We start from the raw sequence: 14538 nt of genomic DNA, 5'->3' as shown, positions 1-14538 counted from the left end.
TGGGACTACCTTGGATACTTGTAACGGACTTGATCTCGGAGTCGGCCAAACCGTGGTTCGCGGCGATTGCACCGGTTCTCAACCTGTTAGCATTGGTCTTGATTTGCAGATGGGCACGCAGATTGCGCCAGTAGTGGTGGCTGAACTCTTTCTCACCAAAAGGGAGGAAAACATGGGAAAAGTGATCTTGGGAACGCACCAGTGCCAAAAAAAATGATAGGGTCAGGGCAACAAGGCCCAAAGCTACAATCCCCTTCATGATACTCACTCCTTTAGATGAGCTTCATGTGGGAGTTGTCTTTTGCTGAGTGTATTTTGCTTTGGCTAAGTTTTTTAACTGAAGACTGCCTGTGGAGTTGCCTCTTCGGAACGCCGTACGCTGCAAACGTTCGCTAAGAAAAGACAGGTTCAGCACCCAAAATGAAGGAACTGCACATCCGCGTTCAGACATTGGCACAACTCGATCTCAAGCGGTGTCAAGCAAACCTATCTGAATATCACAGCCCTTTCTTGGGAGGCCTTCAGAAGAAACCAATCTCACTGACATCTACACGGGCCTCGTGATCGCGCCCGTAGGCTACAACTCCAACTGAAGTGATTTTGTCAGCATCGGGAATAGCGCGCAACATGGCACCTGAAGCCTTGAAGCCTGACAGAGGTAGATAGACTTCGGTCCATTCGTCAGAAGTTGCGAACTCGGCCTGATAGTATTGCCACGGTAGCACCGTGCCACGTGTTCGAAGGTGAACGAAGTATTGCTCACCGTTCCCCCGCACCAGCAGCCTGACGCCTGATACACTTGCATCTGGCCCGCCCGGCAACTTGCGTCGGAACTGGATGAAGCCGCCGTTGTTTTCTGTGCTGACGGTTCCGGTCAACCGAGCGAATGCATCATCACCTTCCGAACGAAACTGCACCTCCCCTGAAGAAACTCCTCCCATGACGGCGTCGGCAACGTAGTCCCAACGCGTCTCCGGAGACTTGGAGAAGTCTTCTGCAAGATTTTCATCAGCCTGTGCCATTGTAGATCCGATGATTACAAGACCTGAAACAAGCCGAGCGAAGTTTCCAAACATTGCGTTCTTTCTCAGTTCAATATCGCGATAGAAAGGTTCAAGGCCGTGGCAAAAGCCACCCACGCCAAGTAAGGCAAGAAGGCCAGTGCTGAGACTCGATCAGTGTACCGGACCTGCGCGATGAACAAGACAATCACAATCAGCAACGCGACAATGACCACAAGGGCAAACCACGGCAGCTGCATTACGAAAAAGGTTGGGGACCACAAAAAGTTCAGACCCATCTGCGCCTTCCACAGCTTCATGGCGGTCGAGCTTCGGTCTGTTTCGAACTGACGCCAACCTACCATGGCGATCAAGACATAAAGCACCGTCCAGACCGGGCCAAAAATCAAATTTGGTGGATTGAAAGCCGGTTTAGATAGCTGCGCATACCAATCACCGGGTGCGGTCAGTGTCCCGATCAGGATGCCGCCTCCCAATACGAGCGCAAGAAAAGCTATGCGGATCAACCAATTCGACATTGTAGGATAGCTTTCAGCAGTCCTTGGTTGTCACTTTAACAAGTGCTTCGGAAGAGAAGGTCGCCGTACTGGTCTCATCCGCATCGGTATATGATACAGTGGCCCCTTCGATCTCCGATCCCGTTACGGTGATTTCGCGTTGCCCGATAGTGTCATCTACATCGATGTTAAAGGCGAGTTTGTCCCCGGCTGCGAGGGAGGCGATCTCAAGTTCTATTGAATTTTGCCCGTCCACGACCGAAGGAAATTGACGCAGAGCATCCGCACCCTCAACGAATTCGAGAGGTTGGAATACCTCCACGCCGGCACCCTTTTCGGTAACGTCGAAAATCAGACGTCCAGCAGATTGCGAAAAGTCAATTTTGAGGGTCGAGGCTTGTACTTCGCAAGCTCCGACATTTGTCAGAACAAAACGGTCCTTGGGTGCGCCTTCTACGAAGCGAATTTGAACACCAGCTTGAAGCGAAGTGGCTGCAAATAATCCAAGAGTCGCCGCTAAAATACTCTTCGGGAGCATATTTATCTCCTTCCTAATGGGTTCTTGATAGATACGCTACGGCGGGTTTCTTGGATCAGACTTATGCCCTTTGACTTTCGTGGTTTACCCGACAGGACCTTTCGAAATTCCATGTACCGCTATCAGAACGGCTAAGTCAAAACATGCCGTTTTCATTCTCGCTGTTTGCCGGAACCTCCTGAAGAACGTCCCAGTGCTCGACAATCTTCCCATCGACATCCAGGCGAAAAATATCGATCCCTGCGTACTCGAGACCATCGGGCCAGATTTGGTGGCAATGCAGAACAACGTGGTCGTATTCAGCAAACGCACGTTTGATATCCACACGCTTTCCCGGATATTCGGCGGCCATCCGTTCGAAATATTCGACAAAGGCTTGCTTGCCGTCGCCAACATGTGGGTTGTGCTGCGTATAGGTTTCACCAACAAAGGTCGCTATGGCTTCCGCAGGCCGACACTCATTGAACATCATTTCGTAGAAAGCAATGACATTTTTTTTGTTGGTTTCGAGGTCCAGGATGCTGATCTCCAATTCGACGTTTGTACCGCCCAAAAATGTCGGTCCGCGTAATTCTTGGAAGCAACCCGGTAGTGATCTCGATCACTAATCGGCAAGAATTTACGAGCTTAGTTTTGCGTTCCGACTATTTCGAGTGTTTGTCCCTTACTCGATTTCTTCAAAGTCTATGTGAATGTGATTTCCATCAGGATCGGCCACATGGATTTGGACCATTCGAGCCCCTGGGACGTCAGTTTTGCGATACTGGATCTGACTCGAGATCAGCTTTTCCTCGAATGCGCCCAACCCAGTGGCTGAGAGCGCAAAATGCTCGAGCTTGAGCTTCACCTCAGAGCCGACATTGGGCGTTCCTTCATGACCCACAAGGTGGACCACCGCGTGATAACCCGCATACAACCATGCTCCGGGGAACGGAAAATCGGGGCGGGCCCCAGGTTTCAAACCCAGGACCTCTTCGTACCAAGTAACCATCTCTGGCAACCTAGTCGTCACGATATTCACATGATCCAGCCGCTCAATTCTCATCTAGAATCCCTCAAGCACGAGCTTTCCTTTGGCCTTGCCACTTTTAAGGATAGCATGCGCTTTCATTAAGTTTGCAGCATTGATTGTACCAAGTGTATCGGTCGCTGTGGATATGATCTTTCCATCGTCTATCAACCCGGCGACCTGATTCAGGATTTCGCTTTGGCGATTTATATCTCCAGTTCCAAAAAGCGACCGAGTGTAGACGACGCTACCGTTGCTATTGCTCAATTGCTGTGCCTGGTCCCCGAAGACTCGATTACCGGGATTCACGAGCGGGCCAACTACGCAGATTCTCCAGAGACGCAACGCTATTTCGAGGGGTTGCGCTTGGCCGGCCTGCCCGAGTGACAGGTTGAGGGTCAGAAATCATTTCAAAGGCAACGGCGGTTCTTGGAGTAGTTCTGACGCAGACCACAGTAAGCGATATTTTCCGAGGAATGGCTCAACTATTTGGGAAACAGAAAGGTAGCCACAAGTCTCGCGCCCCAACCTTTTGGCCCGGTATCAGGGCCGTCGGCCCAGTAGCGTATTCCTCCGCCTACGCTGATAAGCTGATCTCCAATCTGGGTAACCCTGGCGACAACGCCGTTGATTGGCACAGACCATTGATCGTTTTCCCAGTCGTAGGTGGACTCGGTGTTTAATGTAAACGTCCACGCATTCGAATTTGTGTAGGAAATAAATGGCTGTAAGAACGTCTGGTTGATGTCAGTATCACCATCAATGTCCCAGATGTGATTTGTCAGGCCACCATATGTCCACGGACCCTGCTGTTTGAGTGCCACGCCGGTAACTCCAGCACCCCACTCTCCGAGACCTAAGCTGTTATCTGTCGACGTCGGCAGCAGAAAAACGGGTCCAGCCCCCCAGATCCAACCGCCCGAACTTGGTTTTTTGGGCGAAAGAAATAAGCTTTGAACAGTATCTCCTAGCCCAGTCTCAGATCCAGAACCCGGTAGGCCACCATCTATGGAGGCAATTGGAAGAATTGTTCGGGATATGAGGTTCCAATCGTCCGCAAGATCAAATGGAACAACCGGTTGCACGTTTAATATCCAACGCGAACCATTTCTGTCGGCACCCAAATTCTGATCATAGTTCAGCTGGAATGGCACACTAATGAGAGCGGCCACTGGGTTAGCAAGTTGCTTTGCTAGTTCTTCTTCCTGGGACTCTGCCCACGCAGTACAAGAAAGGGCACCAATCCCGGCAAGTATGGAGCAGCATAGCAACCTTAGGTTCATAGGCGGTCTCCTTTCAGCCGGCCGTTTTCTCATGGGTAGCTTGCACTTGAGATCGCCAGGTTGGCAATGACGTCAATGGCTCACTCACAGTCCGCCGCCGCCGAACTGGATGAAATTATCCAGCACGGTTCACTTATAGCCAAAATACTTGATCGAACCTGGCTTTCAGACTGTCTCCATAAGCGTGTCCGAAAGCACATCCTCTGAGAGCGCCCCCGGTGCGCCTATAGCGACAAGCCTTGTTTCGGGTTTGCGGTCACCCCAAGCACCATCCCGTGCGATGTCCATACGTTTTCCAACCACTTGAACAAGAATGCGATGATCTGGATCCTCCTCGCTAAAAACAAAACCCTTGAGACGATAAACGTCGCCCGGAAGCTTCCGAATTGCACTCCGGAGGGAAGACAGGCTTATTGGGCGTTCAGCTTTCATCATAGTTGTTGAGAAGCTGTCTGAGTGATCAGAGTGATGACAACCACAATTTGGTCCATGTTCATGGTGATCAGGTATTTCCGTTTCGAGTTGTTCGGCGGCAAAGCGACCAACAGAAAGAAGTATGTCGAGTGGGACGTCTGCGTTTACAGCTTCGACCAGACGATATCGACGGAAGCGAGACCCGAGCCAATCGTGCACCTTCTGAATTGTGGCCCTGTCGACAAGATCAACCTTGTTCAGAATTACCATGTCCGAAAATGCAATTTGACGGAGCTTAAGTTCCATTTGTTCCGGCGCGGCAAATAACTGTTCCGCATCGACAAGACACATGAGGCTGTCTAAGCGGATCATGTCCCGGAACCGTTGATCCGTGAACGTCATCGCGATTGACGATGGGTCCGACACACCACTTGCTTCAAGGACGATGTATTCCGGTTTCTCAGGTCGGGCGAGAACGGCTTCCACCGTTTCGATCAAGTCATCTCGTATCGAGCAGCACACGCAACCATTCGCGAGGCTCATAACGTCATCTTCGAGGCCAACCACCAGGTCGGCGTCTACGTTTATGGATCCAAAGTCATTTACAAGAACCGCAACCCGCAACCCGTGATTGCCAGTGAGGATGCGGTTCAGAAGCGTTGTCTTACCGGCGCCTAAAAAACCGGTAAGGATCGTTACGGGGATCGCAGAAGTCGAACCAAATTCAATCATTGTTCGATCTCCTCTCAGTCTTCATCACGCGGGCCGATTACATCCGAAACTTTGATGGTAAAGTCCTGCGGCCAGTCTCCGCCGGGTGCTCGGAAAACGTCAGTTGGGTAATACTCGCGTGGATCGATCTCCATATCTCGATACTTCTGGTCTTGCTGATCTGCGCGGGTGAGCCTTGGGTTCGGCAAAGTAACTTCCTCTGGAAGCTCGATGCGCCCAGCCTCTGCTGCTGCAGCCAGTTCACGGAATGGCGGGACAGTGCCAGACTTTCCGGGCAATGCGGCTTTCCTGTACCAAATCGCATCCTTAGTTACGTTGACGACGGCCACATCGAGACCCCATTGGAACAGACCGTCGTAGTGGGCGCGAATACCCGCCAGCATTTCAGCGTCGATGTCTTCGTCTTGTGTGTAGTGTGTCACCATTCCCAAACGCGGCCTTGCGTCAGCAAAGAGCTTACCCACTGCATAGTGAGAGGTGTGATGCGTATCGATTGTGTAATTGAACAATTCCTGTGGGATACCGTATTTATAGGTCATCAACTGACCAATATCCTGTCCCGACATTTCGGTTACAAAGACATCAACACCTTCGCCGTATTTCCGTGATAGTTCATCCGGGCGACCATCGCCTGTCCATACAAAGCTCAGACCATTCCAATCGAGCCGATACCCAACTGCCCCGTCCTTGGCATGGCTACGAGGCCAGGATCGAACAGTCACGCCATCTTCGTCATAAACGATGCCGCCTTCCTGACGGAAGTCGAATTCATTGACTTCGATCTCGTAGCCGTCCCCAATCGGAAACACATCAAAGGCCTCCAGATGCCATTTGAGCATCTGTTGCATGCCTTTCACCATTCCGGCTGTGCCAAGTTCGGGTGTCCGACCAGAGGGACCATGGATGCGTAGTGGCGTGTAACCACCCGACCAGGCACGGAATGGGTAAATATAGGGAATATCGGCATAGTGGTCGACATGCAGGTGAGAGATGAAGATGTCGTTGATCAGCTGCCCCGGCACTTGCATGGCAATGATATTGCGTACACAACCGGATCCAAAATCGAAGAAGAACCTTTTTCCGTTACCCAGCTCGACCATAATACAGGTGCCCGCCTGATCTTCGCGCGGCGGATATGGCGTTGAGCCACAGAATGAGATTCGCATCTCATCTGGCCCCAACTCTTCACTGAGTGGAAAATAGTTTGCGTTAGAACCGGTCATGTACTTCGTCGGGCGGAAATACTCTGGCAGAGAGATGCCCCCTGCGGGCCGACCACCGTACGGATTCTTAAGAGATTCACCGAGTGGGCCGTCAACTTGGTGCGCCTCGGCACTTCCTGCCGCAAACCCAGCTGCCCCCGTTGCAGCCGCTCCAGTGGCCAAGCCCTTTAGAACACTCCGCCGCGATGGGTCTTCAATTTGGTCTTTCGTCTGAACCTGTTTGTCGTCCTGGTCTTTTCTATTGTCTTCCTTGGTCATGGATTGGCCCTCAGTTAGAAGTATCTCACAGGTTGCGCTTCAACATCCGGCGAAGCTCGTTGATGAGTTCAGATTTGATGTGGGCCCATTCGGCGCGCTCTGAGGCCGTGATCGATGCGTCTTTCGAAAACGTAGATGCTTTCTTCAGGTCTTCGATGACCTCGCCGAGTAGCGCGTCCGTTTCGATGCGCCTCGACAGCACATCGGAAAGTTCTCGAATTTCTTCAATCAGGTCCACCGTCAATGGAAAAATCCCGACGCCCACTATCTATTCTCAAATCAAGATGAGTGCGGTTGACCGCAAAGGCCAAGTGAGTCACCGTGAGTTGGGGGTGAGTTGACATTGAACAAATCCAACGATTTGCTAATAAATCAACATGTTGAACGGCCTTCTCCGGAGCTCATCCGGGAGGCTCTGAGTCGAATTGTATCAAGCGACGGGTTTAAAGCTTCACCCCGACTCACGCAATTTCTCACCTATATCGTCGAAGAATCTCTGTCTGGTCGAAGCGCTCAGATTCGAGGCAAAGCTATCGCTGTTGAGGTCTATGGGCGGCGCATAGACGGTACTGGTGGTCAAAACCTGGTTCGCGTTGAGGCTAGGCGACTGCGTCGTCTTTTGCATCGGTTCTACGAAGATCACTGGGACGGCAATGGAGTTCGCATTTTTGTTGACCCCGGCGGATACAAGCCGCGGTTTTCATACGAACCTACAATCGAAGACCGCACATCAAGTGCACTGAAGGTCGACAATCCAGTTGGCCGTTGGCGTTCGCGGCAACTGCTGCCTGCTGGACTGGTTGTTCTTGCATTAGTCGCTGCGCTTGGCATCTGGATGAGCCAGGATAACAGGGAGGTTGTGCCAACGACTCAATCCATCGAGAAAGCAGAACGTGCAGCACTGGGAGAGCATTCGTTGACAAGACTCCAGGCGGCCAACCTTGCGGACCAAGCCCGAGGCATGTTTTTTCCCGTTTTTGATGTCAAACGTCAGAAAATAGCACTGGGAATGTTCCAGCACGCGATGGAACTCGACCCGGCCCTGTCTGACGGTTATGCCGGATCAGCGCAGGTCCTGGCGATCCTGGCGGTGTTGTCGCCGGATGAAGCACAAAGGGATGATTTTTTCAGCCAAGCCTCAGAAATGTCTGGAAAAGCGCTAGAGTTGTCCCCTGCTAATGCGTGGGCAAATGGCGCAAATGGTTGGGTGCTGGCTGTCAAAGACCAGCCAAACGAGGCATTGAAATACGCAAGGATGTCGGTCGAACTAGCGCCGAATGATGGCCATATTCTCGACCTTGCAGGTATCACCGCCATCTTGGCTAACGCCCCGGAACTTGCTGCCGAGGTTAGCAACCCGGAGAGACCCAAATCAGGATCTGGTAGGTTTGGTGCGAGAAACATCTGGGGTGTTTCTCAACTCATGCTCGGGAACTACGAAAATGTTGTTGAAGCCTTTCAGGGCGCACCAGCTGCCGGAGCGCCTGTCAGTGCTCCTTCGCTTTTATTCCAGGCCGTTGCGCACGATCAGTTGAGAAATTCAGAAGAAGCACAACGTCTTGTTACTGAAATGAAAAAGACATGGCCCGAGTTTCCGTCCGAGTTTCTCGCCGACAGGATTTTTCGCAACGACGTCGATACGCGGAAAATAATTCTGGAGACGCTGAGTAGATACTGACGAAACCTATTGCGGCTATTGCCTATTTTAAGTTCAGACATTTGCCACCAGACTTGCGAAAATCGGAACTGATACCAAAAGTAGCGCGAGAATCCAGAATGCCGTCGCCAGTTTCGATGTCCCAGATATGAAACCAATCAACGCTGGCCCCGTACCCTGGGAGCCGGGCTGCCATGGCAAACGTTTTATGAAGCTTCCCACGCTTTCTGCCTGGCAGGTTTACTGATTCCGGGCGCGACCGGGCTTGCTGAATAGACTGCCTACAAGAAAATGCCCCGCAACTGCCGGCGGGGCATCATGACCGAAAACCAACAAGGACTCAAAACGCAGACCGCAGAACTATGGGCGGATACCGCAAAACTATGGGGTATCCGCAGTGCTATGGGGAATCCTACAAAGATGTAGGTACGCGCATAACGCTGCATTCCTATCATTGAGTTTATTCAGAAATATCTGGGTGTCGTCGCCCATAATTTTGCACAGCAATTGCGCATAAGTTTGCACGATTTGCTCATAAGTTTGCACTGTTCACCATACGCGCTCCATTGTCGATTGACTTAGCGTAGCTCGATCAACTTGAACGCATCAAAACTCAATCTAAAGTGCATTTTTGGCTGGAATAATTCAACCCAAGGCCGAACAACGCACCTCAATTGCAAGGTTGTGGTAGATGCCTTTCAACGTAGTGCGGCCAGGTCGGCCTTCTCGCAGGCAGCCAACTAGTACTTTGGCGACACAAAAAGATTGTAGGGACGCGCATTTCCAAACTTTCTTCAGAGGCAGATCAGCTAGCGCTCCAATCTGTCACAGCCAACAAGTTGGATTGCTAGCTGATCTGAGCAAGAGAACGCCGAAAAAGCCGTAGGCTCATTAGTAACAAAGCAATTCCCAACAACGTCATCCAAACGAATTCCGGCCAGACAATCTCAATACCAGCGCCTTTGAAAACAATAGCCTGACTTGCTGACATGTAGTGGCGTGACGGCAGAACCAAAGTACCTGCCTGCAACCACGCCGGCTGCCCTTCAATTGGGGTCTCTCCACCTGAAAGCATTAGCATTGGCAGCACAATCAACATGACCAGAAGCGCGAACTGCGCCATTGAGCGTGCAATGGTTGCTAGAAACACCCCAAGCGCCGTCGCAGTAAAAAGAAACAACGCCGTGCCAACCAAAAACAACATCTTGGATCCAGCGATACTAATACCCAGAGAACCCTGCATCACAAAGGTTAGTGAAAGACCAGCCGCGACCAAAACCACTGCTGCATTCGCCCAAATTTTGGCAATGGCAATGTCAAATGGAGCAAGAGGCATGGCAAGGAGATGTTCAATAGTCCCGTGCTCTCGTTCTCTAATCATTGCCGCTCCGGTCAATATAGTTGTGAGCCACATGATCTGGCCGATCAAAGCAACGATACCAGCAAAACGCACAGTATCTCTATTTGGGTTGAAGGCGCTTCTAAGAATGACACTGATTGAGGGAGCATCTACTAGATCGATACCAATTGCATAGCGATGTATTTCAGCGCTCAAGATACTGGTGATGTAGTTTGCACCAATTCCGGCCTGTTCCATAGCGGTTGCGTCAATAAGAACTTGAATCTCCGGACTGCGCCCCGCGCGCAGGTCCTTCTCGAATCCAGGGGGCACAGCCACAACGAAAATAAAGCGCCCAGCGTCCATGTAGGCAGGTCCTTTTCCGGGTTCGATTTGGACGACCGGTTGGAACTCTGGTGGGAAAAACGCTGTGGCAAGTGCTCGAGAAAGCGGCGAGTCGTCTTCATCCGCAAACGCTATCGAGGCATTGTTTACAGAACTTGCCACTCCGGTTGCTTCCATGATCGGGGCCAGCGTGAAAGACCAAACCAACAATGCCATCATCACCCAATCACGGCGCAGGCTCATCACTTCCTTCAAGCCTAGCCAGAATATGCAGTACAAGCGCTGCATTCACTTCTCCTGCGCTCGAAGACATAGGGCTGCGATCAGCGTCAGAACTGGTCCGAAGCAGGCGAGGGCCAGAATGTCCGGCGCAAGGGCCTCCCAACCCAAACCTTTAGTGAAGGCACCGACGTTTAGGTGTAGGAAATATGAGGAAGGCCAAAGTGAGCCCACCACTTGTGCGCCTCCTTCAAGCGTTGAAACAGGTTGCAACAGGCCTGAGAACTGGATTGTTGGGACAACTGAGGCGATGGCAGTTGCAAATGTGGCGGCCACCTGACTGGATGTCATTGTAGCGATCAATAACCCGTAGGATGTTGTTGCCCAAACGTAAAGAAGGGCACCAACAGCCAAAGGGAAAGGATTTCCTTTTAACGGCACCCCAAAAAGAAAAACGGTCATTCCGGCCAAAAGCAGAAAATTTGCGTAGGCGATCAATATGTACGGAATTTGTTTTCCGACTAGAAATTCAAGCCGCGTGGTTGGTGTCACGTAGAAATTGACAACTGACCCCAGCTCTCGTTCCCTTGCTACGCTTACGGCAGTCAAAACAGCTGGCAGCATAATCAGTAAGATAGCAGGCATTGCCGGAGCCATCGCGGCGATGCTTTCAAAGCTCTGATTGTAGCGAAACCGGGGTTCGATCCTGGCGATATCTATCTGGCTTTTGCCGTTGTTAAGGGTATATTCCGCGAGAAATGATTGGTGCAATCCGGAAACATAGCCTTCAACCGTCTCACCCTTAAATGGGATAGCACCGTCCACAGTCGCAAGTATCTGGGTCGGTTCACCCGTACTCATCTTTCGGTCAAAGTCAGGTGGCAACTCAACAACCAGAGAGACCTCACCTGCTACTAGACGGTCGCGCCCTTCGCTGGCGCTTTGCAGCGGCGATGTGGCTTTAAAATAGGACGATCCGGCGAATTCAGCCGAATAAGCACGACTCTCCGGCCCCTGAGACAGGTCAAGTACCGCGAATTCAAGCTCATCGACATCCAGCGTAATTCCAAAGCAAAAAACCAACATTAGGATAGCAGAACCCAGAAACGCGAAAGCCAGACGCACCGGGTCGCGAGCTACTTCAACGGTTTCGCGCCGCGCATATGCCAAGACACGAGAAAACGCTCCTCCCCCGGCGTGGGATTTGGTCCTAAAACCCACCTCTGGCGCGACAACAGAGACCGGTTTTTCTGCTGCTTCCAATATCGAAATGAAGGCGCCTTCAAGGTTTTCCGCCCCTTCAACAGCGATTAGTTCAGCCGGAGTACCTTCGGCTAGAACTCTACCAGCATGCATAAAAGAAACGCGATCACAGCGTTCCGCCTCACCCATGAAATGAGTGGACACAAAGATCGTAACCGACTCGGTTCGAGAGAGCTCAATCAGCAAGTCCCAGAAGGAATCGCGCGCCTCTGGATCCACACCGGATGTTGGTTCGTCGAGTATTAGCACTCGCGGACGGTGGATCACAGCTACGGCTAGCGACAGTCGCTGTTTGATCCCCAGGGGCAGTGCCGTCGCCAAGGTATGACGGTGCTCCTCGAGCCCAAAGCGCTCAGTGAGTTCCGAAACACGTTGTTCTCGGTCGGCAATTGCAAATATCCGCGCGTGCAATTGTAGGTTCTGATGGACCGACAACTCGCCATACAAGGAAAAGGCCTGGCTCATGTAGCCTATTTCACGCCTCATTTTTCGGTCATATGCATCGACAGGGTTGCCAAACAGCAGTGCTTCACCTGAGCTGGATGGTAACAAGCCAGTCAACATCTTCATTGTCGTGGACTTGCCGCAACCGTTTGATCCTAGAAACCCGAATATCTCTCCGCGATTGATTGTGAAGTCGACGTTGTCTACGGCCGTGAAATCACCAAAGCGTCGTGTCAGTCCACGCGCAACTATCACTGGGCTTGCTTCGATCTTCCCATTCGTTTTGTTCTTCCCCGCCGGTTCGACAGGCAACTCCCGTGCTCTCAGACGCCGATATGCAATTTCGAGGTCGACATCACTCCCTTTCAATTCGGCGGGCTTCCCATGAAAGATGACTTGACCCGCGTCCATCGCGACAATTCGTTCAAAACCGTCGGCTTCTTCCATATACGCCGTTGAAACCAATACCGACAGTTCGGGGCTTTTTGCTCGGATTGCATCAATCAAAGCCCAGAACTGCCGACGCGACAACGGGTCGACCCCGGTCGTTGGCTCATCCAAAACCAAAAGTTTGGGGTCATGGATTAACGCACAGCAAAGACCTAGTTTTTGTTTCATCCCACCCGAGAGCTTGCCCATCAGACGGTCTTCAAACTGCGCAAGCCCTGTCGCAGCCAATAGCGCTGCGATACGATCATCCCGCTCTGAATGCCCTTGAGCAAAGAGACCTGAGAAGAACTCAAGGTTCTCGCGTACAGACAGCTCCGGATACAGGTTTCGACCCAGCCCTTGCGGCATGAACGCGATGGCTGGGCAAATGCTGTGTCGATGACCAGAATCGCCAATCGGGCCGCCTAAAACGTCGATATTGCCGGATTGCAGTTTCTTTGCGCCGGTGATCAAACCAAGCAGTGTAGACTTTCCCACCCCATCCGGCCCGATAAAGCCAACAAGCTGGCCGCCTGGCAGTTCTAACGAAACAGAATCCAATGCGACATGCTTGCGATAATGGTGCGTAACACCTGAAATGTGAATATCGCAGGCGTCATCCTCTACTCTCATTCGAACAACTCTTCTGGGATGCGTTGTTCAAGCGCCTCAGGCCAAGCAGCGGCTGGGTTTAGCCGGATCACCGCGACACCGCGCAGACCGGTTTTGACGTGCTCAATCCGACTTTCAACCAAGTCTATTGGGATACGGACGCGAACGCGAAAAACCAGTTGCTCTCGCTCATCCAGGGTTTCGACCTGTTTGGGGGTGAATTGTGCCTCGGGAGAAACAAAGCTCACGTATGCAGGTATCGCATATTCCGGCAAAGCGTCGAGCACGATGCGAGCCTCAGCTCCAATGGGCAAAAGTCCGGCTTCACGCGCCGGAAGAAAAACTTCCATGTAAACATTCTCAAGGCCAAGAATAGTCAGGATTGGTTCGCCCGCGCCAACCACCTCTCCGGGTTCTGCAAGCCGGTAAAGCACGCGTCCGGGCAAAGGTGCCACTAGAGCGCTGTCTTCAATCTGTGCCTCAATCCTGCGAGCTTCCGCCTCAGCGGCAGCAATACGGCTTTCCGCGGTTGCAACTCGGGCTTTGGCGGCGCCCAATACTGCTGTAGCAACCTTATGAGTGGTATCGCGATCTTCAAAAATAGTTTTGGAGATGTTTTGTCCTGCCAGCAACGCCGTGGCACGATCAAGCTCTTGCTCGGCCCTGCGCTGTTCGCTTTCGCGTTGCACAACGAGCGCTTCTGCTTCGGCCCTTGTCTGATTTGCCAAGGCTACCTCGGCTCTAGCCCGGTCCAGGGCGGCAGATAGCTCATCTATGTCCATTTCGGCCAGGATTTGACCGGCTGCAACCATACTGCCCTCTGTTGCCGTTACCTTCGCAACCCGACCTGCATTAGTTGGTGCTATTTCGACTTGTTCCGCTTCAACCCGCCCGTTTCCTTGCACAAATCCGACCGGCAATTCATCGCCATCCTCGGCAACAACGACATACAGCAACGCACCAGCAATTACTAAACCAGCCAAAATAAGAAAAACCGATAGGTTTTTGGTCATAGCGTTTCACCTGAAACGGGGTTTCTGGCGCAGAGTTTAGTGTCTCAAAAGACTCAAAGCCTTGTTTTGGATCAAAACCGATCCGGGCACCTCAGTTCCAAGCAGTTGTTTGTATGAACACTGGTTTGGGTGTTGCAGGTTCTTTCGCGGTGGGTTGGAAGAAGTAGACGTGAAGCGCTTTTGTTATCAGTTTGGTATTGAAACGGGTTGTCTTTATGGCCGCCCCGGCTTGGCCTACACT

At 51.9% G+C, this 14538-nt stretch carries 16 protein-coding genes; 2 read left to right on the top strand and 14 right to left on the bottom strand.

All coding sequences use genetic code 11. From position 1 onward, the window contains the following. The 7 genes from ACR0J0_RS21265 to ACR0J0_RS21235 form a co-directional block, all read right to left on the bottom strand. A partial coding sequence (locus ACR0J0_RS21265; protein ID WP_480665989.1) for a hypothetical protein occupies positions 1–259 on the bottom strand: 259 nt, incomplete at its 3' end. Positions 260–521: 262 nt separating this feature from the next. Continuing rightward, a complete protein-coding gene (locus ACR0J0_RS21260) occupies positions 522–1022 on the bottom strand; it encodes a CIA30 family protein (protein WP_480665988.1) in 501 nt (166 codons plus the stop codon). Between the two features lie 65 nt (positions 1023–1087). Beyond that, positions 1088–1540 carry a TspO/MBR family protein gene (locus ACR0J0_RS21255; protein ID WP_480665987.1) on the bottom strand — a complete coding sequence of 151 codons (453 nt, stop codon included), beginning with the start codon at positions 1538–1540 and terminating at the stop codon, positions 1088–1090. Positions 1541–1553: 13 nt separating this feature from the next. Then, a complete protein-coding gene (locus ACR0J0_RS21250) occupies positions 1554–2057 on the bottom strand; it encodes an aggregation factor core (RefSeq protein WP_480665986.1) in 504 nt (167 codons plus the stop codon). Between the two features lie 136 nt (positions 2058–2193). Further along, positions 2194–2577, bottom strand: a complete 384-nt coding sequence (locus tag ACR0J0_RS21245) for a nuclear transport factor 2 family protein (protein WP_480665990.1) — start codon at positions 2575–2577, stop codon at positions 2194–2196. 144 nt (positions 2578–2721) lie between these two features. Beyond that, positions 2722–3102, bottom strand: coding sequence for a VOC family protein (locus ACR0J0_RS21240; protein ID WP_480665985.1), 381 nt, complete (start codon positions 3100–3102; stop codon positions 2722–2724). After that, entirely contained in the window at positions 3103–3333 is a 231-nt protein-coding gene (locus tag ACR0J0_RS21235) for a zinc-binding dehydrogenase (RefSeq protein WP_480665984.1), read from the bottom strand. Between ACR0J0_RS21235 and ACR0J0_RS21230 the strand changes: the two genes are divergently transcribed. Beyond that, positions 3265–3453, top strand: a complete 189-nt coding sequence (locus tag ACR0J0_RS21230; RefSeq protein WP_480665991.1) for a hypothetical protein — start codon at positions 3265–3267, stop codon at positions 3451–3453. The genes ACR0J0_RS21235 and ACR0J0_RS21230 overlap by 69 nt on opposite strands. Positions 3454–3551: 98 nt before the next feature. Here ACR0J0_RS21230 and ACR0J0_RS21225 read toward each other — a convergent pair whose 3' ends face one another. The 4 genes from ACR0J0_RS21225 to ACR0J0_RS21210 all read right to left on the bottom strand — a co-directional run bounded on the left by ACR0J0_RS21225 (position 3552) and on the right by ACR0J0_RS21210 (position 7220). Beyond that, on the bottom strand, positions 3552–4349 hold the full coding sequence (locus ACR0J0_RS21225; protein ID WP_480665983.1) for a transporter family protein: 798 nt from the start codon (positions 4347–4349) through the stop codon (positions 3552–3554). A 165-nt stretch (positions 4350–4514) separates the two neighbouring features. Then, a complete protein-coding gene (locus tag ACR0J0_RS21220) occupies positions 4515–5495 on the bottom strand; it encodes a CobW family GTP-binding protein (RefSeq protein WP_480665982.1) in 981 nt (326 codons plus the stop codon). Between the two features lie 14 nt (positions 5496–5509). After that, positions 5510–6976 (bottom strand): guanitoxin biosynthesis MBL fold metallo-hydrolase GntH, encoded by a 1467-nt coding sequence (gntH, locus tag ACR0J0_RS21215; RefSeq protein WP_480665981.1) that lies wholly within the window; start codon positions 6974–6976, stop codon positions 5510–5512. A 25-nt stretch (positions 6977–7001) separates the two neighbouring features. Then, a complete protein-coding gene (locus ACR0J0_RS21210; RefSeq protein WP_480665980.1) occupies positions 7002–7220 on the bottom strand; it encodes a hypothetical protein in 219 nt (72 codons plus the stop codon). Between the two features lie 93 nt (positions 7221–7313). Here ACR0J0_RS21210 and ACR0J0_RS21205 point away from each other — a divergent pair, with 93 nt between their 5' ends. Next, positions 7314–8654 carry a tetratricopeptide repeat protein gene (locus ACR0J0_RS21205; protein ID WP_480665979.1) on the top strand — a complete coding sequence of 447 codons (1341 nt, stop codon included), beginning with the start codon at positions 7314–7316 and terminating at the stop codon, positions 8652–8654. Between the two features lie 826 nt (positions 8655–9480). On the opposite strand, the gene ACR0J0_RS21200 is transcribed toward ACR0J0_RS21205, so the two are convergent. The 3 genes from ACR0J0_RS21200 to ACR0J0_RS21190 are packed head-to-tail and all read right to left on the bottom strand — an operon-like array spanning position 9481 to position 14297. After that, positions 9481–10605 carry an ABC transporter permease gene (locus ACR0J0_RS21200; RefSeq protein WP_480665978.1) on the bottom strand — a complete coding sequence of 375 codons (1125 nt, stop codon included), beginning with the start codon at positions 10603–10605 and terminating at the stop codon, positions 9481–9483. Then, positions 10606–13305 carry a ribosome-associated ATPase/putative transporter RbbA gene (rbbA, locus tag ACR0J0_RS21195; RefSeq protein ID WP_480665977.1) on the bottom strand — a complete coding sequence of 900 codons (2700 nt, stop codon included), beginning with the start codon at positions 13303–13305 and terminating at the stop codon, positions 10606–10608. It abuts the gene before it with no gap. Continuing rightward, complete coding sequence (locus ACR0J0_RS21190) at positions 13302–14297, bottom strand: HlyD family secretion protein (RefSeq protein ID WP_170575335.1); 996 nt, start codon at positions 14295–14297, stop codon at positions 13302–13304. The genes rbbA and ACR0J0_RS21190 overlap by 4 nt, the downstream gene beginning before the upstream one ends. Between the last annotated feature and the right edge of the window lie 241 nt (positions 14298–14538).

Source organism: Ruegeria sp. BF12, from assembly GCF_056538705.1.
This window is presented reverse-complemented; position numbering and strand designations above follow the sequence as displayed.

Coding starts and splice junctions, on each gene's coding strand:
- ACR0J0_RS21260 (WP_480665988.1), bottom strand. CDS start 1,022: ATGGCACAGGCTGATGAAAATCTTGCAGAAGACTTCTCCAAGTCTCCG.
- ACR0J0_RS21255 (WP_480665987.1), bottom strand. CDS start 1,540: ATGTCGAATTGGTTGATCCGCATAGCTTTTCTTGCGCTCGTATTGGGA.
- ACR0J0_RS21250 (WP_480665986.1), bottom strand. CDS start 2,057: ATGCTCCCGAAGAGTATTTTAGCGGCGACTCTTGGATTATTTGCAGCC.
- ACR0J0_RS21240 (WP_480665985.1), bottom strand. CDS start 3,102: ATGAGAATTGAGCGGCTGGATCATGTGAATATCGTGACGACTAGGTTG.
- ACR0J0_RS21225 (WP_480665983.1), bottom strand. CDS start 4,349: ATGAACCTAAGGTTGCTATGCTGCTCCATACTTGCCGGGATTGGTGCC.
- ACR0J0_RS21220 (WP_480665982.1), bottom strand. CDS start 5,495: ATGATTGAATTTGGTTCGACTTCTGCGATCCCCGTAACGATCCTTACC.
- gntH (WP_480665981.1), bottom strand. CDS start 6,976: ATGACCAAGGAAGACAATAGAAAAGACCAGGACGACAAACAGGTTCAG.
- ACR0J0_RS21200 (WP_480665978.1), bottom strand. CDS start 10,605: ATGCAGCGCTTGTACTGCATATTCTGGCTAGGCTTGAAGGAAGTGATG.
- rbbA (WP_480665977.1), bottom strand. CDS start 13,305: ATGAGAGTAGAGGATGACGCCTGCGATATTCACATTTCAGGTGTTACG.
- ACR0J0_RS21190 (WP_170575335.1), bottom strand. CDS start 14,297: ATGACCAAAAACCTATCGGTTTTTCTTATTTTGGCTGGTTTAGTAATT.